Here is a 22,795-nt window from a genome sequence, read left to right as displayed (position 1 = left end):
CGTAGGCGCAGCAATGGTCATGGATATGGCGGCTGAAATTGCCCAGTTACGGGCACAGCTAAAAGCGTTGCAGTCTTCTTAAAAACATCACCCAATATTCAGAGGTGAAAAAGTTGGCGCAATCAAAATTTTAACAAGTTACCATTGGCTCATTTTTGAGAGAGGAACGCGATCCGCCAGGATGGGTGCCTGAATCCTACTTGATGACAAAGTTAGACGGGTCTTGATCTCGTCGATGCTTAGTGGGAATGGGGTCTGGCTGCCCATCACCCGCAAGGGCTGCGGTTTTTTCCAGGGATTCTCTCAATCGCTTGGCCGCATAGATGGACATATCTCGCGGTACATTAATGCGATCGCGCAAATATCGGAGAGCGACATCAGAACCTGATGGAGGTACACAGTCTTCACCTGTCATCATGTGTGTTAAAGCACAACGTAGCGCTTGATCAAACAATTTATCATCTAGGGGGTTGACTCGGATAATATTGATGCGATGCTCGATGGTTCGCTTAAGAGCTTCCATGCGGGAGTTTTCGGGTTCTGGGTAAGCAACATCTGGTAGGCCAAACCAGGGGCCATTATCCACCCGCGCTTTGTTGAGAAGCATCTGGGTTTCGCCGTTTTCCCAACAGCCTCCCATCTGGGGCGGCAAATCATGTGCGTGGGTGTGAAAGTCGCTCTGGGTACCGCAGTAGGTCGGTCGGCTTTCCATTGCCGCAAACCATGCGCTCAAGCGGGGGTTTTGCGATCGCAGGGAGTAACCCTTGTAGTAGTAAAGGCTCGCATTCATCCGTTCGAGATATGGCGTAAAAATGACATCGACGATGCCAAAGCTATCTAGAAAGTAAGGACTTGGGGTGCGACCCAAAGCCTCCTCGACCATAGCCACCACTGCGATAAATTGTTCTCGGTTGCGTTGTTCTTGTTGAGAGGAACCGGCTTTAGAACACAGCCAAACGCACCAGGCTCTAAATAAAAGTCGTTCTAATTGACGTAGAGGCAGCACCGTGGGGTCTTCCATCCCTTGGCTCAATGGAGCAAAAACCTTTTCCAAAGCGATCAAAATGTCATCGCTTTCCTTAATAATCCGTCCATCTAGCTCGATCGCAGGGAGCATTCCTGACGGTACCTTACGTTTGTACCAACTTTCTTTCTCCCCATAGCAAAACATTGTCACTTTTTCGATGCGGTACGGGATCTGTTTTTCCTCTAACCATAACCAAACTTTTTGACAGTAAGGACACCAGGCATGGTTATCGCGGTACAGCGTTACCCGCACATCAGATTCTGGCTTCCCAAACAAGCGCAACCGGGCTTTAGCATTGGTGAGACCATTAACGGTATCTATTTGATAGTCCGTAAGGGCTTCTAGTTCTTCCCAGCTTAAGGGTGCGGTAGTCATAGGGTGAGTTACGTAGGACAATACTTAGGGCAATCCTATACTCTACAATATTTTCAATTACACCAAGGCTTAATTTAACCGATAGGTTCGACCATCAATTCTTTCCACTTGTCCTTGAAGAAAAAGTTGAAATGATCTGGTATGGCTCAAACTCTACAGCAATTCTCATTATGAGAATTGTTGCCCCACTCCTCCATTACTTGACTTTCAGTGCTGACTTCCCTAATGACTGACAAATAACATCGTTTTGTGGTGTATGGATGCGGCTGCACAGAACGTCACGGTAGTGTCGCTCTAAAGGATTTCTTTTTAACATACCAGGATTACCAGTTAGTTCCAAGGCAATCTCCACAGCACGAATCGAGTTAGTTGTAGTAAGGTATTTAACAGCTTGTGCCTGTAATCCTACGTTAGGATCGTACTCGCTGCGATCAATATCTTGAGCCAAACTATAAATTAATCTATTGTTAGCAAATAGTAGTGCTTCTATTTCACCTACGGCAGTTTGGAAGCGTGGCAGAGTTGCTAGCGGTTCTTTGAGATTAGAAGGCGATCGCTCCCAAAGATATTTAACCAGCCAGTCTCGCGCACTGGTAGCCACACCGAGATATAAAGCGCTCACTGTCAAACTGCCCCAAGTGGAAATCAATGGATCGAGTGATGGTGCAGCAGATATGGGACTGATATTCAGGGCGTACTCTAAGGGAATTAATACATTCTCCAAAATCAGATCGTGGCTGCCTGTAGCTCTCATCCCCAAGTGATCCCAGGTTTCGACAATTTGCAAACCGGGCAAATCGCGCGGAACCAAAAAATTGCCAACTTGTGGTTCATCTTCAGTTGTCCGCGCCCAAACCACAAAGTAACTGAGGATGGGACTACCCGTAGTGTATTGCTTGTGGCCTGTTAAACGCCAACCCTCTGTTGTCCGTTCGGCAATTGTGGCAGGTAATCCGCCTCTAGCTGGGGTTCCTAACTCTGGTTCAACACGGGCGGCATTGATTAGGGCAATACCTTCAATGGATTCACGACACAACCTTTTATATACTTCTGGATGCCAGCGACGGCTACGGGCTGCATTGGCATGTTGGAGATAGTGCATCGTCAGTACTAGCGCAGTTGAAGCATCGCCACGTGCTATCCCTTCAATGACTTGGCAGATAGTTGATAGCCCTAAACCCTCACCACCTAATTCACGGGGAATGGTGAGGCTGAGTAATTTTGCCTCAGACAAAGCTGTAAAATTCTCGAAAGGAAAGGAACCCTCTTTATCGTGTGCGCCTGCACGGGTGGCAAAGTCTTTAGCTAGAGCCTCAACCTGGTCGAAAATATTGGGGAGAGTTTCTAAGCTTTTGGTTACAAAGGTGTCTGGCAGTGCTTGCTCCAACTGTGACATAAATACTCCTTAAAGCTCACTTTACTCTCATCCCACAAAAAATTGATGTTCCAGCAAACTTAATATAGGATTTATTTTAACCCTCTCTCTAGTTACCAAGAATTAGAAGCGATGCCTGCGACGGGGTATGCCTACGCATCTGTGGTAGAGTTAGATACAGGCTAGCTCAAATGTTCCCACTTGCTGAGATGGGAATACACTATGAACCAATTTGGTTTTGTTGTACATTCACGAATTGTTGAATGTATAAAAATGGACGTAACTGGATTCGAACCAGTGACCTCTACGATGTCAACGTAGCGCTCTAACCAACTGAGCTATACGTCCTTAACCACACGAATATTGATAGTAGCATATACTTTTACGATCGCACAAGATGAAGACCCAAGCTTTTTTAAGGGGGTTTTAGATTTTGAGTGCGTAAGTCCTAATTTCAAATAAAATCCTTATTATTTCGTTACAATCAGCTTGTGCGTTAAGCATTCAAGAGTTATCAGCCATGAAATTGATTTCCGATCCACCGATTCCTGTAAAAATTCAAAAAATGAAGGAACGGGTGCGGTGGATGCATCCAAGTTTTGTGCAACGGGGAATTGACCAAACCAACATGGTTATTGACGATCGCAGGGAAGATAATCCAGAATTTTCCTTTATGGTTATTGGTGATTCCGGTACCAAATCCCATTCTCGCCATCACCCCCAACGAAAAGTTGCCGAATTGATGCTTCCTCACCGGGATGATTGCAGTTTTGTGTTGCACACAGGTGATGTAATCTATGTGGTTGGTTCCCAAGAATATTATTCAACAAACTTTATTGAGCCTTACCGGGAATTTATTGTCGGTGGTGACAACCCGAAAAGTATTCCTTATGACCGTATGGTATTTAATATGCCATTCTTGCCAGTACCAGGTAATCATGATTATTACGATGTACCGTTGATATACCGTTTATTGACTGGCACAACATCTTCATTACGTCGCCTGTTCCGCTACAAAGATATCGAGATTGGCTGGCATGGATCGTATCAAGGGAATGCTTATGCACGGGCATTTATGGACTATACCCAAGCGATCGCTTCCCCACAAGAGTTAGAACGTCATTTAGATCGACACTATACTGCTAAGACTGATACAGGGCGGTGTTTGCGTTACGAACCTGGACAGTTTACCCGCTTACCCAATCGCTATTACACCTTTCGTTACGGCGGGATTGACTTTTTCGCGCTGGATTCTAATACCTTTAATACACCATCACCTTTACCTGCAACTGAAGAGGGGGAAATTTACCGCCGGGAATTGCAAAAGCGTCGCCAGGAAATAGATCGAGAAGAATTGCAGATTTTGGGAATATGCGATGGCCTCAACCCAGATAAACCCGCCGAAGCTGAACAACTCGATGAACTTAGCGCCAAACTAGACCAAATAAACGAGATCAAAATCGATATTGAAAAACAGTTGGCATCTCATAAAATGCCTGCGATCGATTTTGAGCAACTTGAGTGGTTGCGAAGCAGACTAATCGAATCTTGGAACACCTCCGAAGTGCGCGGACGTGTAATCTTTTTCCACCATCCACCATTCGTTACAGAAGCTACTAAGTGGAATCAGGCACAAACCTTGGCAGTTCGTCACCGCTTGCGCTGGGTGTTTGAACAAGTGGCAGAAAATCTTGGTTCTCTAATTAAAGAACGTCCCATAGTCGATTTAATTTTAAATGGTCACGCTCACTGTTTGGAGCATCTTCGCACAACTGATACCGGATTTGCTGACTCTCACATTAACTGCATTATCTCTGGTGGTAGTGGTCATCGTCCCCGCTATCAAAGACGAAAGGGGACTGAATTGATGGAGACTTTTACGGATATTGCAGGTAAACCCACTCGGAAAGTTGCCGATTCAACGCTTTTTGTGGGTCGTCATGATGACAATTTCCAGAACCGCCTACCTTACTCATGTGTGCGGATTGATGTTCTGGATGGTAGCCCGCCTAAGTTTATCATCAGACCGTTGGTTACTGAACGTATTGAAGATGAGTGGTACAACCGCGAACTTGAACCTTTTGTAATTTAAACGGGATGCGATGCCTATGGCGGTAATACTACGCGCCTTAATCACTTGAAAATCAAATCTAGGCGTTGCTGGGTTGCTTTGAGTGAGTCTGCTGGCGAACTTTTACCTAACAATACAGATTCAATCGCCCGACCTATACTGTCAGAAATCCGATTGTAACCAGGAAATATGGGACGCGATCGCCCATATTTTGCTTGGTCTAAAAATACCTTCACCTGTGGTATTTTTTTGATAAAATCCTGATATTTTGAACTTTCACGAGATTTCAAATTTACTGGTAAATAACCAGTTCCCAATGCTAATTCTGTCTGGAATTCTTCACTCAAAGCATATTCGACAAACTTAAAGGCTGCTCTTTCACGTTTCGGTGTAGTTTTGAAAAAAAAGAGATTCTCACCACCAATAACAGTAGCAGGTTTTTGTCCAACAGGAATTGGAAAAACATCAAAATCGACACCAGTCTCTTGAAATTGCCCCAGAGTCCAAGGGCCATTTAATTGCATTGCAACTTTACCACTGAGCAAGTCATCTGTCTCATAACCCCGTTCTGGGCCAGATAAAATGGCGGAACCATCCGTAATTAAATCACGCCAGAATTGCAAAGCTGCGATCGCGCCTTGATTATTTTGCAAATTTACTGCTGCTGCATTCTGTGAATCACCACTCACCAACTCGCCGCCAGCACTCCACATAAACGGCAACCAGGTGAACACTGTAAATTCTCCCTTTCCTAAAGGTAGAAACATTCCATATTGATCGGTTCGTCCATCGCCATTGGTATCACGAGTTAATTTCTTGGCAACTTGTGCAAACTCCTGCCAAGTCCTGGGTAATTCAGTAATTCCTGCTGCCTTAAACAAACTCGGACGGTAAAAAATACCAACATTATTTGTAGCAAAGGGCACAGACCAAATTTTACCGTTGTATTTCATCGATCCATACAAAGCGGGGTCAATTTCGGCTTTGATTGGAGATTTTTCGAGCAGTTTATCCAAAGGTAAAAGCGCATTGAGTTCTACCAATTGACCTGCGATCGTTGGATTGTACCACAATAAATCTGGGGGTGAATTTCCTACTACTGCTGCTAAAATCTTGGGCGTTTGCTGATCCTGTTGCCCAACATAAAGCGACTCTACCTGAATATCTGGGTGGGATTGATTGAATTTGTCTACCAGCTTTTGCAGCACATCCCGATTTGGCGGCGGATTTACACCTTGCCACAGGGTTAAATGAATTACTTTATCTTCCTTAATAACAGGTAGAATACTTTGACATCCAACTAAAGCTATTATGCCTACGAATAATACAAGCAGTAATCTCCTAAGATAATTTGACACTTTCTTTCTTTTTCGCTTGGCATAGCGAGGAGGCGAAAAAAAATTGTGCATAATGTTGATTAAAATGATTGATCGATTCTCGTAGCTGCTTCAACATAACTTTGCCACTTTGATGTAGAGTTGCACAATTATCTTAAGTCATGGTTTTTGCCAGCGTTTATATCCTAATCTTGAATAGAGTTTTGATAATTTCAGATTATGGCAGGACACAGTAAATGGGCAAATATTAAGCGCCAAAAAGCGGTAGTAGATGCAAAAAAGGGGAAAACCTTTACTCAGTTATCGCGGGCGATTATTGTGGCGGCTAGAAGCGGCGTACCAGATCCGGCGCTAAATTTTCAACTTCGCACGGCAATTGACAAGGCAAAAGCAGCGAGTATCCCCAATGATAATATTGAACGAGCGATCGCTAAAGGGGCAGGCACTTTTGGCGGTGATAACGCTATCTTTGAGGCGATTCGCTACGAAGGCTATGGCCCTGGTGGTGTAGCGATTTTAATCGAAGCCTTCACAGACAATCGCAATCGCACTGCTGCTGACTTGCGTGTAGCTTTTAGTAAAAATGGTGGCAATCTTGGTGAAACAGGTTGCGTTAGCTGGATGTTCGATCAAAAAGGCGTTTGTGTCGTGCAGGGTGTGATTGACGAAGAACAGCTTTTAGAAGCATCCCTCGAAGGCGGTGCTGAGTCTTATGAGATGACTGAAGATGAGATGGCTGAAGTTTTTACTGATATTGGCAATTTAGAAACCCTTAGTCAGACGCTCAAAAATCAAGGCTTTAAGGTAACTGATGCCGAATTTCGCTGGATTCCTAGTAATAGTGTAGAAGTTACCGATCCAGATCAGGCGCGATCGCTTTTCAAGTTAATTGATACTCTAGAAGGCTTGGATGACGTGCAAAATGTCACAGCTAACTTCGACATAACAGAAGAATTGATGGCTCTCAGCATTTCTTAATCAAAATTCACACAGGTACGATAGTCAAATAGCATTTATTTACATGATGTTACAAATGTTACATCTAAGTTTGAAATGCCAGTAATTGTTATGGCTATGAATATTTTTTAGCCAAGTATTCTCTGTAATTTTGATATTTTACGGTTGTAAAAATAGACATGAAAGATTCATATCAATTACAAACTCATGACATATACCTATTGGATAGTTAGATCGTTGATTAATTGATGAGGAATTTCAAGTGAATAAGTTCGCTAAAGCTTTACTTTTGGCTTTGATTTTTGCTGCACCTGTAACCGCTTTTGCATCTCAAGCTCAAGCTGAATCTATCCACCATGTTGCTACTACAAAATCTAGTAAAATTAAACACGTGAAACACCACAAATATCACAAACATCATGCTAAAAATATAGCTCCTAAAACTCATAAATAGTTACTATTATGTGCAGCAGTTTCTAGTAGCTCTGTAATAAAGTTTAGTGTTGGTTTCTCTGAAAAAATAACTGCATTATTTAACCCCGTTGAAATCCCTACCCTTCAACGGGTTTTTTGATTCACTTGCTCAAGGAGGCGCGATCGCGTCAAAATAAGAGTAAAAGACGCTGTAACCTAACTTAACAATGGCCCTAACGCAGCTTGAGCAACCTCTCTCCCCTCAACCAACACCGCCAGACTTGCGGGGATATGAATATGATTTGGTAATTGTCGGCGGTGGGATTATTGGGTTAACTCTAGCCTCTGCTTTAAAAGATTCTGGCTTGAGTATCTTGCTGATTGAGGCGAAAGTCGCATCAGCGGCCGTAGCGAAGGGACAAGCTTATGCAGTTCATCAGCTTTCGGCGCTAATTTACCAAGGAATTGGCGTTTGGGACAAAATATTGCCTCAAATCGCCAAATATTGCCGAGTTCGTCTTTCTGATGCCGATTATCCCAATGTGGTGGAATTTACCACAGATGATATACATACAGCAGAGTTGGGTTATGTGGCAGAACACCAAGCGCTGTTGCAACCTTTGCAGGAGTTTGTCCAAGATTGTCCAAATGTGACATATCTGTGTCCGGCTGAAGTGGTAAATACGAATTACCAGCAGGATATAGTGGCAATAGATATTAAAATTGCCGATCAGTTACACATAGTTCGCAGCAAATTACTAATAGCAGCAGATGGGGCGCGATCGCCAATTCGTCAAGCTGCTGGTATCAAAACCTCCGGCTGGAAATATTGGCAGTCTTGCATCGTGGCATTTGTCAAACCAGAAAAACCACACAACAACACCGCTTACGAAAGATTTTGGTCTAGCGGGCCCTTTGCGATTTTACCTTTACCAGAGAACCGTTGCCGCATCGTGTGGACAGCCCCTCATGAAGAAGCAAAAGCTTTGTGTGCCTTAGATGATGAGCAATTTTTGGCAGAACTCACCCGTCGTTATGGCGATCAGATGGGGAAATTGGAATTACTAGGCGATCGCTTTGTATTCCAGGTACAACTCATGCAAAGCGATCGCTATGTTCTCCCCCGACTGGCATTAATTGGTGATGCGGCACACAATTGCCATCCTGTGGGTGGACAAGGTTTAAATTTGGGGATTCGGGATGCAGCAGCTTTGGCGCAAGTAATCCAAGCAGCGCACCAAGCGGGTAAAGATATTGGCGACATTCAAATTCTGAAAAGTTATGAACGCTGGCGTAAGTTGGAAAACCTGACTATTTTAGGTTTCACCGATTTGTTAGATCGGATGTTTTCTAATAACTTTTTACCTGTAGTGGTGGTTCGTCGCTTGGGTTTATGGTTTTTGCAACGAGTTCCTTTCTTAAAGGTGTTTATGCTGAAGTTGATGATCGGTTTGAAGGGGCGAACTCCAGAATTGGCAAAACGATAAACGCTAGATTACAGCAGCTTGAAAAATCTGGTTTGGGGTGAGATTCAATTCAGGAAAGGTTTGGGAGATAATGATCGCATTATCTTGAAACTTACTTATTTGATATTCTCCATCAACCAAGTTACAAACGGTGATTGTCGGTTGTTTAGGATTGCCGATAAAATTGCGCCCACCCAAGGCAGCATAATCGACAATCCAGTATTCTGAGATACCCATCTCTTCATAATCAGCGTATTTTAAATAGTAATCGTCCCGCCAGTTGGTTGATACAACCTCAATTGCCAAAGGTATTGATGCACCCAAACTAACGGTAGATTGTTTTTTCCATAAATTTTCGTTTGCTATATCTGCACGATTTAGCACCAACACATCTGGAAAGTAACCAGAATCTTTTTCAAGGGGTCTAACTATAACTTGGTTGGGCATGAAGTAGGGCAATCCCAGACGTTTGATTTCAACAGGAATCTCGATACTTAGAAATCCTTTAACTTCTTCATGTTCCCCTACTGGTTGTGCGATCTCAACAATGTCTCTATTATGCAGTTCATAGCGTACACCTGAATTTTCAGGTAGCCAATCGACGAATTCCTCAAAAGTTACTAGCTTGGGTATGGCTTGAGTCATGACTTTTGAGAGTTATTGCTTTGGAAATATTATCTCTAATCTAGAGGACTGTGGATAGCTTTTCTACCACAGTTAAGAAAAAGGGTGAGCAGTGCCCACCCCATGATTGTCGATTAGACTTAACCTGGCTTAACCAAACAAAGCTTTGAGAATACTTAGGATATCCTTTAAAGAAAGCTTCATTCGTTTGAGAAAATTCCAAACTGAATCTTTGCCCTGCTGGTATATATCCTTAAGTACGCGAGCAACATCTTTGATTGAGTAGCCAACGTTACTGAGGATTGAAGCGGCATCATTCGCACTTTTACCAAAAACGTTTTTGAGTACCTGTCCCACCTCAGATGCGCTATAGCCGACATTTTTGAGAATTTGAGCGGTTGCTTGGTCGCCTTGGCGGAAGACATTAGAGAGTACCTGTCCCACCTCAGATGCGGTGTAGCCGACATTTTTGAGAATTTGAGCGGTTGCTTGGCTGCCTTGCTGGAAGACATCAGCGAGTGCCTGTCCCACCTCAGATGCGGTGTAGCCGACATTCTTGAGAATTTGAGCAGTTGCTTGGCCGCTTTCGTGGAAGACATCAGAGAGTACCTGTCCCACTTGAGATGCGGTGTAACCTGCGGTTTTGAGGAACGAGGCAACCTGATTATCGGTAGCATTAAAGACACTCACGAGCATTTGCCCAACATCAGTTGCGTTGTAACCTACAGCTTTCAGAGCGGAAGTGACCTCATTTGCCCCTTTACCAAAGACACGATTTAGGGTAAGCCCTACTTCAATGGCTGAGTATTGAGCATCATGAAGAATTTGGGTAACTTCGTCAGATGTCTTGCCAAACCCTTCCTTGAGAACATGGCCTACAGCATCCACATCATATTTTGCGCCTTTGAGCAAACTGACGGCTTGGCTAGCACTCTGACCGTAGATGCTTCCCAGAACCTTACCCATATCAGCGTAGGCATTCGTTGTCCAGGTGATCGCTTTGGAGCTAATGCCATTGAGCCAAGCTTGGGCATTTGGGAACAGCGTATCAAAGATTTGACTAGCTTGTTCTTTGATCTTCTGTTTGATCTGTTCGGCTAAAGCCTCCAAAGTAGATGGAGCAACAGTAATCGTAAAGGATGATAGGGGAAGCTTTTGACCATTCAAGGTACAGTTAGGCGAAACAGTGGCAGAAAATCCGTTGTTACTCAGGGTGATATCTAAAGAGAGATTTGCCGCAACGTTAATTGAAAGGTTATCTGCAACCTTGATGAGATTGCTGCCAATCGCTTTCTTGACGACTCCTAAATCAACGCTAAGATTCGGCAGATTAAACGCTGCTGTACCCTTTATCTGCCAAGCTTTATCAGCAGTTTGGAGGATGAGCTTAGTTTGGTTTCCAAGCCAGGTTCCTTCTAACCAAACGAGATCGTTTTCAATTAAGGCTTTTGCACTTAGTAGCGTTAAACCCGCTAGTGAGGTTGTGACATCCCCAGAGAAGCGATAAGTTTTATCGTTGATGTCGCCTTTCAGGTTGCCGTTCACTTTCAAGAGAGAATTGCTGGAAAATAGCTGCAAATCGCCTTCATAGTGGAACTGATGATTGTTTTGATCGTCGATTAGTTGCACCTGACCCTTAGAAATGGGTCGTTCTGAATTCAGCAGAGGGATCGACAAACTGCTGCTTCCATCTAGGCGGAAAGGAGTATTGTTAGCAGTGATTAGCTGCCATTGAGTTCCCTGAAGCTGCCCATGATTGGCGTTTGCGGTGGCATCGTGCGCCACTGTGCCCGAACCTTCGTTAAGTTGCCAGTAGCCAATTAATCCGGGTTCATTGCCGTTGGGCGATCGCATCATTGCTGCGCCAATTTCTTCAAGAGAACGCGCCTTGTTCCAAATTTGGACATCGGCAATTTTCCCTTTAAAGAATCGCTCTGTTCCCGTTCCTCTGGCTCCAATCGCCCAGTTCTCGCTAACTTGTATCGCTCCTTGAGAACCAGCAACTGCATTCATGAGTAGACCATTCCGGTATACCCGCCATATTCCACCATCAAACACGCCGGTTAGATAGACCCAGTTATCCACATCTTCAGCCGGAATCGGTGCAGCAACCAGTTGTTCAAAAGGAAGACTGTTTAATCCCCAATAACCAAATTGGTATTGTCCATTGAGAATTCTGAGGTAGACTTCTCCGGTTGGGGATGAGGTATAGCCGTGAGCAACGATGTTTTGTAATCCATCGATCGCATCGGGTTTGATCCATGCAGAGATGGTGATTGCTCCGGTAAAATTCAAGGCGGCAGGATTATTGAGTTTAACGTAATCGCTCTGCCCGTTAAATGCCAGCGCATAGGATGTGGGAGGCGCGATTTTTGGAGATGCGATGGCGATCGCTCCTGCTAAATTTAGGGTGACAACTTTCGCGATCGCACCTTTGATCTCGAATCCGGTCTTGAATCCTTTAGAAGAAGCAGCCAGACCAAAAACAGTGTCTAGTTTGGCGCTACCGACATTAAAGTTACCTCGCAGGAAGGCGACGATACCCTGCTCATTAGTGGTTGAGGCAGAAGGCAACACCGATAAAATTTGGGTTGCTTGCAAATCCGTGGTCAATCCCAAAGCAGAATAAGCGATCGCTTTCGATGTCGGTTGGGTAATAATTTGACTAAATTCATCAGGGGTTGTCACCAGCCAGCCTAGACTGCTAGACAGTGGGCCAAAGGAAACCTGAGTACTGCCCACGCGCTGTTTCAGTGGTAATGCCTGAATCAACTCATTCACCGACAAGGTTCTTATCCCCTGGAGTAGATGCACTATATCTTTGTCATCTAGGGTGGGCCCATCTCCTTGAGTACCTAGCGCTTGACCGCCAAGATACTTGGGAAGTTGGAGATAGTTTTGATTGAGCGAGAATTTGAATTCTACAGGAAGCTGATTTGGGATTGGGTGGTCAGGGTTGGTGAAGAACTCCTTGATATCAGACAGCAAGTTACTAATTTTCTGAAGTTCAACTTTCGGCTTAGGAAATTGGGCGTGTGCTTGGAGTGTTAAGCCTTCTAAGCCCAGATACTCGATACCAATATTGTCGTAGAACATGGGAATCGGCACTGGAAATTCAAGCGGCAGCACCATCACCGTATTGTTTAACCGCAGGCGACGTTGTATTGCTTGAGTGCTAGGTAGCGGATCGCGATCTTCAGGCAATGCGATCGCAGCAACTAAGGTAGCTAAATCAAACTGATCAATATCAGCGTCCATTTCCAGCAAGAACAACTGTCCACCTGCGGTTTCACCAAAGGAAATGCTGCGAAGCGTCACACCATTGAGAACAGGCATCCCCAGCATCAAGCTAGGAAACAGCAATTTAATTGGCGGATCGTCTTTTTTGACGCTAGCTTTAAACTGCAAGGCTCCAGCAGGCGAGGCGGCAACCTCAAACTGGAAGCTTTGCGGAATTTGAAAATTGAGGTATTCCATGAAGCTTGTGGGGAGCTTGTGGAAGCTTTGGGAGATAGTCTCTAGAACTTCTTTGGCTGCATTAGACAGTTTGCCGCTACCGAGCTTGGCAAGTAAGGCTTCTAGACGTTCGGTGAGCTTGTCCACAAAGTTCTCAGCATTGATTTCTTGATCGAGAGGCAAACGATCTGGCAGCATGGCGGCAGCACCAGGAAGTTTACAAGCTGCTAACAAATGCTGAATTGGGGTTAGTGGTAAAGCTAGGGGTTTGACTACCTCAAATCCACCACTGGCAGCAAAGCTCGACCCAGTGTAGCTAAAGTTGGGTACATCGACGTTAATCTCACCGTATTCACCGAAGTCACAATGCCAAAAAGATTTTCCATTCGCGTCAGTCTGCGACTCAATCGCCTTAATAAATGACGTTTCAGGAAGGAGCGTAATTCCTGCTTTACTAATCACGAGCTTCACTTGCACCGTTGTATCAGCTTCGTCATGTAAATCGAGGGTGCGGAAGAATTCTACTGCTGGAAGTGGGTTGCCATCGGCATCGTTTTCAATGTGTCCGTTCTCGTCTTTCTTGCGACCAAATAGATTATTCAGTTGTGAGGGTAGACCGATATTCAACTCTGCTTCTAGATCGACAATTTGACCTAATTGGATATTGAGGCTAGAAAACCCAATTTTGGCAGTACCTAACTCGATGCGATCGCTCTCTAGTTCGATTGGTGGGACGGTGAAGTAAATCGACTCAATGTCACTCTTGCTAGCAATGCTCAGGATGACCCCCTGTTTATTTGCCGTAAAGGTCATAGCGATCGGGTCTTTCGGCAAATGTGCTTGAACGGTGGCATTCAAACCATGAAATGCCAGATCGACAGCAGCAGCAAATGTCCAATCACCGGAACTGCCAGAAATTGACAGACGCTCAAAGTTCAGTTCCATCAACCCTTGTGTAGACGGAAGCGGAATTGATACGGCTGCCTGAATTGCTTCAAATTGTAGTCCCCTAACTTTCTCTTCTCTAAAAATTGTCAGTTTGCCATCACTCTCGATCGCACCTGGAATCGACAGTCTTCCTGCCGCCGCAACGCTCCATTCGAGGGGAACTACCTCGCCTTCTTCAGCCGCAGGTTTGGTAAACTCTAGTTCCAAACCAGAAAGACTCAAGCTGATTTCCCCTAAATTCACAGGATGCATATCAACCTCAACTGCCAGCTTCAGGGTTTTGCCTACCTGAGATTGGTTGTAGCTAGCCTCCAGGGTGACAGAATCATCAAACACATCGGCGTTGACTTTGCCGTCAACTGACCAATCCTGTCCTTTCAAGTCAAAAGTGAGTTGAAAATCTTTAATTTTCAAGCCGTTGACAATCTCTTTTTCAACATTACTTTGAATTGCGATCGCGCAATGAGTCGGGCTATCTCGCCGATCTCGCTCAATTGTCAGGCTGACTTCACTAATGCTCAGATCACCTCCATTGGCTGGAAATTCCCAAAGATCCTTGGCGATAATTTCCAAGGAAAATGCACCTGTTTGAGGCGAGATGGCGATCGCAATATCTTTAAAGTGAAAAGTAGGCAGTTCAGCCGGTAAGGAAACATGATTCAGAAATACATCTGAGATTGCAGGTAGGTCTAGTTCTGCAATCATCCAATGCAACACAATATCAGTGTCTTTTTTAGCAACCTCAAATACTGCATTAGAAATGGTCGTATCACCCACGTGAATACTGCCGCTAAATGTCCCAGTCACGTCATCAGCTTTTCCGGTAACATGTAGTGCAAATTGTCCCTGCTCTAATACCAAGGAACTGATTCCGGGAATGTAACACGACGAAATATCTTTAGCACTTACACTAAAAGATACCGTACCATCGACTTCTCCAAAGGTGGCTTCGATCGCAATCTTCCCAGCACCCAGAAGCGAGGATTGTCCTGCGATCGTAATCGTATTCTCAGAATCACTAACAATAAGGTTGAAGTCCAGTTGTGGAATCTCTAAAAGATTCATCAATTTGCCGAGGGGAAGCGCATCGATTGTGGAATCCTTCAGGGTGAATTGTCCAGTTTTTGCGATCGAGTCTTTTACAATTGAGATGATTTCAGTGATTGTTGAACTCATGATGTTTTGTCCTTCGATTTCTTGTGTTGTTTAGAACACTTTCAATCTATAGGAGTTGCTCAGGCAGCGCGATAACGGTAAATTGAGGAAAGTTAAGGATCTAGTTAAGTATCTAGTTAAGTTCGTAAACTACCCATCACCCAATACGGTTCAGTTAACGTTTTAACCCTCTTTTACCCCCTTTTTAAGGGGGTCGCCGCCGGCGGGGGGATCTTAGCTGCCACCACTAATTGCTAATAGCTGCTGGGGGTCTGCTAGAGGGTTAAATGAAGCAGACCCTGCATTGTGTAAGACTTGTCATACAATGAAATGCTTTGAGCCAAAGTTATCATACTAAAGATAGATGTAATATTATTTAACCTATGCTAGATGCCCAGTACTATCAACCATAGGATTGAAAATTAGTATTTTTGTACATAAAATTAAAAATCTAAAATTAAAAATTGGTAATAGTGATGGTTAGGAGTGTTAAAGTTTCAGGAAATTCATCGGAACTTTTCAGCGGGTATTCATGCTGAAGAAACTACAGAAAAAGCAAATTTCTATAATTGCGGGTGCGGCACTGTTTGCCTTTTTAGCTGGGGCAATGGTATCAGCACCTGAGATTGGTAAAACCGTTGGGCAATGGCTCAAACTGGGTAAGAATCAGGCAGAGCAAACATCTGATGCGAGCATTGCCCAATCAGCCGTCTTGCCACTGATATCACAATCTCTGCCAGAACGGGCGGCAAAACTAGCAGAAATCGCAGGGCAGTCGCGATCGCCAGACCGAAATCGCGCTCGTTATCTTTTGGCAAGTGATTACATTGAAAGAACCCAAGCCCAAAAAGCCCTGGCTTTACTCCAAGGATTAGACAAAGACTATCCCATCCTCGCACCCTATATTTTGCTGAAACAAGCCCAGGCAGAGGATATGCTGGGCGAAGATGGCAAAGCCTCGGATCTTAGGCAAAGTGTGCTGAAACGGTATCCCAAAGAAGCGGCTTCGGTGAAAGCAATATATCTGATTGCCCAACCGAAGCAACAAGAAATAGCGATCGCTCAATTTCCTTCCAATCCTCTAACTTGGGAAATTATTCGTAAACGCTTGCAAGAAAACCCCAATCAGCCAAAATTGCAATTGATTTTGGCTCAATATGCTTACGATCAACCAGGCATAGTGGGCGTTTTAGATCAGTTAGTCAAACAGACTACCCTCAAACCCGAAGATTGGGAACTCATTGGTACAAGCTACTGGGAAAATAGCCAATTTCTGAAAGCGGCGAATGCTTATGCCAAAGCACCAAAAACATCGCGCAACCTCTACCGGACTGCACGAGGGTTACAGATTGGAGGCAAAGACAAAGAAATAGCGATCGCCACTTATAAACAATTGGTACAGCAATTTCCCAATACCGAGGAAGCCGGGACTGCATTACTACGGTTAGCAGAAACAGCAAAAACAGGTAAAGACGGCTTACCCTATCTTGAGCAGGTAATTAGTAAATTTCCTAAACAAGCTGGTACTGCACTAGTACAAAAAGCCAAAACTCTCGAAACCCTCAAGGATCAAAAGTCAGCTAGCGCGGCGTGGCAATTACTCATAGCCAAATATGGCAATTCTGATGAAGCCGCAGAGTATCGCTGGAAAATCGCCCAAGATAAAGCCAAAGCCAAAGATTACGTCGGTGCTTGGCAATGGGCAGAGCCAATTGTTACTAACAATCCCAACAGTATTTTGGCTCCGAGAGCAGGCTTTTGGGTCGGGAAATGGGCAGCTTCACTAGGAAAACAGCAGGAATCTCAAACTGCTTATGACTATGTAATTAGTCAGTTTCCCTACTCTTACTATGCTTGGCGAGCAGCGAATATGCGGGGGCTTAATGTCGGCAACTTCGACAACGTGCGCGTCATGAACCCTGAAGTAATCGCACCCCAGCGTTCATTACCACCGGCTGGTTCTGAGACTTTCAAAGAATTGTATCTGCTGGGTCAAGACCGCGATGCCTGGTTGCAATGGGAAACGGAATTTCAGAATAAAATTCAGCCAACAGTAGCAGAGCAATTTACTGAAGGTTTGATGCGGCAGGCAAGGGGAGAAAATCTCATTGGAATTGATAAAATCTCTAAGTTGGAAGACCGGGAAACACCAGCAGAACGTGCCCAATATCAAACTCTGAGCAAACAGATCGCCTACTGGCAAGCGCGTTATCCATTTCCTTATCTTCGAGAGACTGAAAAATGGTCTATTGAGCGTAAACTCAATCCCCTGCTAGTCACCGCTTTGATGCGTCAAGAGTCAAGGTTTGAGCCAAAAATCAAATCCGTCGCTGATGCCACTGGCTTGATGCAGTTATTGCCGAGTACAGCTAAATGGATCGCCCCACAAATCAAAGTGGATTTCAAAACAATAAACCTCGAAAATCCCAACGATAATATTATGCTGGGTACATGGTATTTGGATCATACCCATCAGCAATATAACAATAACTCGTTGTTAGCGATCGCCAGTTACAATGCCGGGCCTGGTAATGTCTCCAAATGGCTGCAAACTCTAACTACACAAGACCCAGATGAGTTTGTTGAACAAATTCCCTTTGATGAAACCAAAAATTATGTGCGTCAAGTATTTGGCAACTACTGGAATTATTTGAGACTTTACAACCCTGAGATTTCTGGAATCGTAGGAAAGTACTCAACTACACATCCAAAATTGCCAACGCAGTGATTCATGCCCAATCCGATGAGCAACTAGGGATTAGGTGAGTTTGATTTCACAAGAGGCAGGCGGCATCAAGAAGAGACAAGGGAGACAAGGAACAGAGGGGAGACAACGGAGAGAAAAGCTTGTTCAATAATTCCCCCTTGTCCCCCTGCTCTCAATACTGCTCGGGTTTTGCATTTTTAACTCGGAATTGGATTTGGGGAAAAGGTTAAAGGGTAAAGGTTTTTTCTTTCCCTTTTCCCCTTCTCCTTTTCCCCTTAACCAACAAGTATTGCCCCTACTCCCCTGCCCCCTGCTCATCTTTAGCTACCTATGTCATTACCATTGATCATTGATGTCACCTGCGATTCGACCGCATTAACATAACCTCGATCGTTCAAAACTTGCGTTGGTAACTTATTAGCCTTGATAGCAGCCTGCACTATATCTTTTGCTGTCAGGTTTCCTATTTGGAATTCAGATAGCAAAGTACCCGCACTGGGAATACCCTGTTCTCTGAAAGCACCTTGATAAGCTAGAAAAGCAATATTGAAAGGTTGAAGATACCTGATATTTTGCGAATCTGTGTTGATTTGCCTCCCACTATTATTAACTGTTTGAGCGTCAACAATTCCGGGGACAAAAGCAATACAGGCAACGACAAGTGCAGAATTTATCAAATTTGTTAGTTTCATAATTCTTTCCTCAATTGAGCTAGATTTATTGGTTTCATTTAGTAACAAAATCCTATTTTTTAGTAATCTATAGGATCTTGATATTCAGTTTTTATCTTCCGAAATCTTCTTTAATCAAAATTACTCAGTCCCATCATTTGATATGCAATAAAAGCAGTATCAAATGATTTGAGAGAATTTACATTCTTGGGATAGCTAGATAAAACGTCATAGTTTACGAACGTGTTCATTGATGCGCCAGATTTTTGATTATCGGCTGTATGAACACTAGTGATTTTAGGCATAGAATTAATCCAAGCAACAAGATGTGCAGAATTTATCAAGTTTGGAATTTTCATATAGTTATCCTTAATTGAAATAAAGTACACCAGTTAGTATTATTAAGTTGCAAAGTCTGCTTTTTTATAAATCTCAACATTTTACACTCAGTTTATTTGATAGGTTGATTTGTTAATTACACCAAATAGCTGAGTCAAATTAACCCCACTCTCAGGAGTTGAAAATTTGTAAAAGATTTAGTAAGTAAAAACTTATAAAATGCAAAAGTGCACCAAATTAAATATCTGGTTTGCTAGCCGTTCTCAAAGGTGCGATCGCTCATATATATGTAATAAGGATTTTCTCTTCTAGAGATTTTTTACTTTTGGCTATAAACTGAAATCTAACTTTTTTTAGCTACTTAAAGTTTCCATATCAATATGTTAGGAAATCTTTCCGATAGAAGCAAATACTTTTAATTTTTAATTTGATAAGCAAAAGTGATGCTAATTAATACTGGCATTGCAAAATTCCCTCTAAACCTTCTTGATGATTGATTTGAGGTTAGATGGGCTCTGGTGTAAGTTAGGCGCTCAGGAGGATAAAATAAGCTGATCGTGTCAAAATGTTAAGTGTATAGTTTATTTGCAAACTCACTTATGCCGAAAGCAATTTGGAATGGCGCAGTTTTAGCCGAAAGCGATCGCACCGTAGTTGTGGAAAACAACCATTATTTCCCTGCTGACACCATTAACAAGGAGTACTTTACAGACAGTAATACCCACACTACTTGTCCTTGGAAAGGTGTCGCTAGCTACTACAGTATTGAGGTTGATGGACAAATCAACAAAGATGCTGCTTGGTACTATCCCAGCACCAAGGAGAAGGCTAAGAATATTGAGGGTTATGTAGCCTTCTGGAAGGGTGTAAAAGTAGAGGCTTAATAAAGGTTGCTGGGAGTATTTTAGTTTCAGAAAATTGATTTAGTATTTACAGCAATCATCAAACAAAATTTTGTGGAGGTTGACACAAGTTAATCTCCACATTTTTAGAGGTTGTTTGAAAAGTGGTTGGCTGTGATTTTAGGCATTTATTGATCCCCCCTAACCCCCCTTAAAAAAGGGGGAAACCGGAATCAAAGTCCCCCTTAAAAAGGGGGATTTAGGGGGATCTAAAACGTTTTGCTACCAAGAAGAGGACTTTTCAAACATCCTCTTAAACTATTTGCTGATTTATTATTAACGTGCTGCGTTTTTCAATTCTAGATTCAGAAGTACACCCTGATAGCTATGTATGACAAGTCTCATTCAGAATCTTTGCTAATCACTACTTTAAATATGTAATTATACTTTTGCTTTACAAAGTGGGGTTTGCTTTCTCTTCGCTAACCAAGCCAGACCACCAGCAAGTATAACACCAGCGATCGCACTTGGTTCGGGTACTTGTATCAGAGTAAGGTTAGGGCTTGTAATAGTGATGGTGCCTGCTCCAATTGAAATACTGCCACCGCTACTGCTTTGCCCAGAATTGCCGCCGCCGCTTGGGTTACTTGGAACTGTTATATTACTATCATTAATCAGCGTCAGTGCATTAGCATTAATCTGCACACTATTGCCGTTGATAGTGCTATTGATAAACGTTACGTTACCAGTACTGTTATCTATTTTCACGTTGTCGTTAACAGTACTATTGAAAAACGTTACGTTACTAGAATTGTAACCATTGATATCACCAGCGATCGCTAGCCCGGAAAGTGTAACATCGGCGGCGTTAATGTTAAACACCGGGAATTGATTATTGCCACTAATGGTAAGTAAATTAGCACCTGGGCCATTGATAGTAAGATTCTTTGCGATCGCAAGTGCCCCACTCGTCAGGGTAATTGTACTGGGATTACTACCCAATAGGAACTCTACCACGTCATTGCTACTTGCAATGTTGATTGCGTCTCGCAACGAGCCAACACCACTGTCATCAAGATTGTTAACCGTCAAAGTCGCAGCTTGGGCTGATTCCACTTGCATTATCACCAAACCCAAGGCAACGGCTGTGAAAATAGCTTGAACGACAGCCTTTTTTTTATTGTTTTTTGTCACTGAAAACTCCTGGTATTAATTTTTAAAGGAATAAAAAAATACTTGTACAATTACATAGATACATCATAATGTTTAAAATTAATTTGCCAAGCGGGTTTTGATAACGCAGAGATTCAAAATCTAATTGGATAATTTTCACAAGGCTGTGAAATCTTGCCTTTGTTGGTATAAATGGTTCAATATGCAGCAAAATTGCGCGTAGCGTAGCCCATCGTAAAAATCGCTATTTGCGATCGTTTTAGAGCAAAAGACATAAATCTATAAATTGACGATTTTACACTTAATGAAGCATAGCGATCGCACTTGTTGCTGCTCGTACTCTTGGCAGAAATGCTTTAGCTTGGTGATGGTATTGATCGCGTTTATTCAACAAAGCCTGGATAAATACCGTATCTAAAAATAAGCGCTCATCACTCATGGATTGTCTGGAGTTGCCTTCTTCGGTGTACCATACAAATAATGATCGTGTTCGCTAGACCAATCCTCTGGTGCGTCAACAGTTCCCGCGATCGCTTCCAGCACATCCCAAGCATCCCCGGATGATGATGTTTCTTTCAACTCTTGAATTGTAATTACATAACGCGTGTTAGGTGCTAAATCTAAAGGCACATCTGGGCGCAAAACACCCCCGTCAAATACAACTAACTGTTACTCTCTTGTTCATAAAAAACCTCTGAAACTTGTGCAGCAGTTGTGTGAGCCAATCTAAAGTATCCGAAGCTGACCCGATCGCGCTTCCACAATCATGATAATATAGTGCTAAAAATTGGCAGAAGCAAAATTGCGTGTAGGCGTAGCCCATTGTAGAAATCGTTATTTGCGATCATTTTAGAGGATACTTTTAGACTGTGGTAGCGATCGCATAAGCATTTGCCATAAATAGATAAGCTCTGGTAACGAAACCACTTTATTGATAAGCTTTGCTTAAGCATTGTTAATGATCGCATAAGCGTTGCTATAGATAGACAAGCGTTCTGAACGAAACAACTTAATTGATAAGCTTTGCTTAAGCGTTGTTAACGATCGCATAAGCGTTCTGAACGAAACAACTTGTGTTGTTAATGAACGGACAAGTTTTCTTTACTAACGGATAAGCATTCTGAACAAAACATCTTGTGTTGTGAACGAACGGACAAGTTTTCGTTAACAACGGATAAGCGTTCTGAACGAAACAACTTGTGTTGTTAACAAACGGACAAGTTTTCTTTACTAACGGATAAGCATTCTGAACCAAACAACTTTTGTTGTGAACGATCGCACAAGTTGGGGTAACGAAAACAACTTTATTCCTAACGTCCGCTTCTGTTTTGGTAACAAATTGACAAGCTGTTGCGTCGCGGCAACTTTCTTTGTAACGTAGCTGCTGCAAAAATACTCAAATTATTCGTGTGAAGAGAATTTTCTTTAAGTTTCGCATTGTATGAGTAAAATAATTTTGCTAATGCCAAGCTTTATAGAAATCGGGGTAAGGCATATTCTGGACGCATTTCCAGACTAAATTGTAGTAGTCATGATCCAGATCCAATGGCAAATAACCACGTAAAGCTTTAACTGCTGCAAAGCGCTGCTTATTATCCTGTAGAATTTCCCCTAAGCTTTCTGCTGCCTTGTCACGGGTGGAGTCATCTACAGTAATTGATTGCAGCAGTTGCGCCAAGGCGGCGATCGCAATTTCATTGCCTGGGTCGATTTTCACTAAGCTTTCTGCTGCTTGCCAACGGGTGGAGTAATTTACAGTAGTTGATTGCAGCAGTTGCACAAAGGCGGCGATTGCAATTTCATTGCCAGTGCCGATTTTCCCTAAGCTTTCTGCTGCCTTCTCACGGGTGGAGTCATC

Annotated in this window: 17 protein-coding genes and 1 tRNA gene; 6 read left to right on the top strand and 12 right to left on the bottom strand. The window is 43.2% G+C overall.

Annotated elements, in window-relative coordinates; genetic code table 11:
• Positions 1–196 precede the first annotated feature (196 nt).
• From G1O98_RS26380 to G1O98_RS26370, 3 genes are all read right to left on the bottom strand, one after another.
• Positions 197–1,402, bottom strand: coding sequence for a glutathione S-transferase family protein (locus G1O98_RS26380; RefSeq protein ID WP_163934143.1), 1,206 nt, complete (start codon positions 1,400–1,402; stop codon positions 197–199).
• A 196-nt stretch (positions 1,403–1,598) separates the two neighbouring features.
• The gene (locus G1O98_RS26375) at positions 1,599–2,798 is read right to left on the bottom strand and encodes an acyl-CoA dehydrogenase family protein (RefSeq protein WP_163934140.1); all 1,200 of its coding nucleotides are present in this window, start codon (positions 2,796–2,798) and stop codon (positions 1,599–1,601) included.
• Between the two features lie 253 nt (positions 2,799–3,051).
• Positions 3,052–3,125: transfer RNA gene (locus G1O98_RS26370), tRNA-Val, on the bottom strand.
• Positions 3,126–3,297: 172 nt separating this feature from the next.
• On the opposite strand from G1O98_RS26370, the gene G1O98_RS26365 reads away from it, so the two are divergent.
• Positions 3,298–4,869: a metallophosphoesterase gene (locus tag G1O98_RS26365; RefSeq protein ID WP_163934136.1), complete on the top strand. Its 1,572-nt coding sequence runs from the start codon at positions 3,298–3,300 to the stop codon at positions 4,867–4,869.
• A 41-nt stretch (positions 4,870–4,910) separates the two neighbouring features.
• Here G1O98_RS26365 and G1O98_RS26360 read toward each other — a convergent pair whose 3' ends face one another.
• On the bottom strand, positions 4,911–6,257 hold the full coding sequence (locus G1O98_RS26360) for an ABC transporter substrate-binding protein (RefSeq protein ID WP_175586876.1): 1,347 nt from the start codon (positions 6,255–6,257) through the stop codon (positions 4,911–4,913).
• Positions 6,258–6,404: 147 nt separating this feature from the next.
• Between G1O98_RS26360 and G1O98_RS26355 the strand changes: the two genes are divergently transcribed.
• The 3 genes from G1O98_RS26355 (at position 6,405) to G1O98_RS26345 (ending at position 9,043) form a co-directional block, all read left to right on the top strand.
• Positions 6,405–7,163: a YebC/PmpR family DNA-binding transcriptional regulator gene (locus G1O98_RS26355; protein WP_163934134.1), complete on the top strand. Its 759-nt coding sequence runs from the start codon at positions 6,405–6,407 to the stop codon at positions 7,161–7,163.
• 241 nt (positions 7,164–7,404) lie between these two features.
• Positions 7,405–7,596 carry a hypothetical protein gene (locus tag G1O98_RS26350; protein ID WP_163934131.1) on the top strand — a complete coding sequence of 64 codons (192 nt, stop codon included), beginning with the start codon at positions 7,405–7,407 and terminating at the stop codon, positions 7,594–7,596.
• A gap of 187 nt (positions 7,597–7,783) precedes the next feature.
• Positions 7,784–9,043, top strand: a complete 1,260-nt coding sequence (locus G1O98_RS26345; protein WP_163934128.1) for an FAD-dependent hydroxylase — start codon at positions 7,784–7,786, stop codon at positions 9,041–9,043.
• A gap of 3 nt (positions 9,044–9,046) precedes the next feature.
• Here G1O98_RS26345 and G1O98_RS26340 read toward each other — a convergent pair whose 3' ends face one another.
• Together G1O98_RS26340 and G1O98_RS26335 are read right to left on the bottom strand one after the other, a co-directional pair.
• Positions 9,047–9,667 carry a Uma2 family endonuclease gene (locus tag G1O98_RS26340; RefSeq protein WP_163934124.1) on the bottom strand — a complete coding sequence of 207 codons (621 nt, stop codon included), beginning with the start codon at positions 9,665–9,667 and terminating at the stop codon, positions 9,047–9,049.
• A 129-nt stretch (positions 9,668–9,796) separates the two neighbouring features.
• Positions 9,797–15,226, bottom strand: a complete 5,430-nt coding sequence (locus G1O98_RS26335) for a LamG domain-containing protein (protein WP_163934121.1) — start codon at positions 15,224–15,226, stop codon at positions 9,797–9,799.
• A 511-nt stretch (positions 15,227–15,737) separates the two neighbouring features.
• On the opposite strand from G1O98_RS26335, the gene G1O98_RS26330 reads away from it, so the two are divergent.
• A complete protein-coding gene (locus tag G1O98_RS26330; protein ID WP_163934118.1) occupies positions 15,738–17,933 on the top strand; it encodes a transglycosylase SLT domain-containing protein in 2,196 nt (731 codons plus the stop codon).
• A 299-nt stretch (positions 17,934–18,232) separates the two neighbouring features.
• Here the strand turns inward: G1O98_RS26330 and G1O98_RS26325 are convergent, their stop codons facing one another.
• Together G1O98_RS26325 and G1O98_RS26320 are read right to left on the bottom strand one after the other, a co-directional pair.
• Positions 18,233–18,604: a hypothetical protein gene (locus G1O98_RS26325; protein ID WP_163934115.1), complete on the bottom strand. Its 372-nt coding sequence runs from the start codon at positions 18,602–18,604 to the stop codon at positions 18,233–18,235.
• A gap of 110 nt (positions 18,605–18,714) precedes the next feature.
• Entirely contained in the window at positions 18,715–18,888 is a 174-nt protein-coding gene (locus G1O98_RS26320) for a hypothetical protein (protein ID WP_163934112.1), read from the bottom strand.
• A gap of 633 nt (positions 18,889–19,521) precedes the next feature.
• On the opposite strand from G1O98_RS26320, the gene G1O98_RS26315 reads away from it, so the two are divergent.
• Complete coding sequence (locus G1O98_RS26315) at positions 19,522–19,806, top strand: DUF427 domain-containing protein (protein WP_012411890.1); 285 nt, start codon at positions 19,522–19,524, stop codon at positions 19,804–19,806.
• Between the two features lie 399 nt (positions 19,807–20,205).
• Here the strand turns inward: G1O98_RS26315 and G1O98_RS26310 are convergent, their stop codons facing one another.
• From G1O98_RS26310 to G1O98_RS26295, 4 genes are all read right to left on the bottom strand, one after another.
• Positions 20,206–20,958, bottom strand: coding sequence for a PEP-CTERM sorting domain-containing protein (locus G1O98_RS26310; protein WP_163934109.1), 753 nt, complete (start codon positions 20,956–20,958; stop codon positions 20,206–20,208).
• A 280-nt stretch (positions 20,959–21,238) separates the two neighbouring features.
• The gene (locus G1O98_RS26305; protein ID WP_243458546.1) at positions 21,239–21,376 is read right to left on the bottom strand and encodes a hypothetical protein; all 138 of its coding nucleotides are present in this window, start codon (positions 21,374–21,376) and stop codon (positions 21,239–21,241) included.
• Positions 21,373–21,567, bottom strand: a complete 195-nt coding sequence (locus tag G1O98_RS26300) for a hypothetical protein (protein WP_243458545.1) — start codon at positions 21,565–21,567, stop codon at positions 21,373–21,375. Before G1O98_RS26300 ends, G1O98_RS26305 begins: the two co-directional genes overlap by 4 nt.
• Positions 21,568–22,396: 829 nt before the next feature.
• Positions 22,397–22,795: HEAT repeat domain-containing protein (locus tag G1O98_RS26295; protein WP_163934103.1), on the bottom strand; the 399-nt coding region annotated here is incomplete at its 5' end.

The sequence above is a fragment of the Nostoc sp. UIC 10630 genome, from assembly GCF_010747425.1.
Lineage (GTDB): Bacteria > Cyanobacteriota > Cyanobacteriia > Cyanobacteriales > Nostocaceae > Nostoc.
Note: the sequence above shows the minus strand (reverse complement) of the source record. Positions and strands in the feature narration are given on the sequence as shown.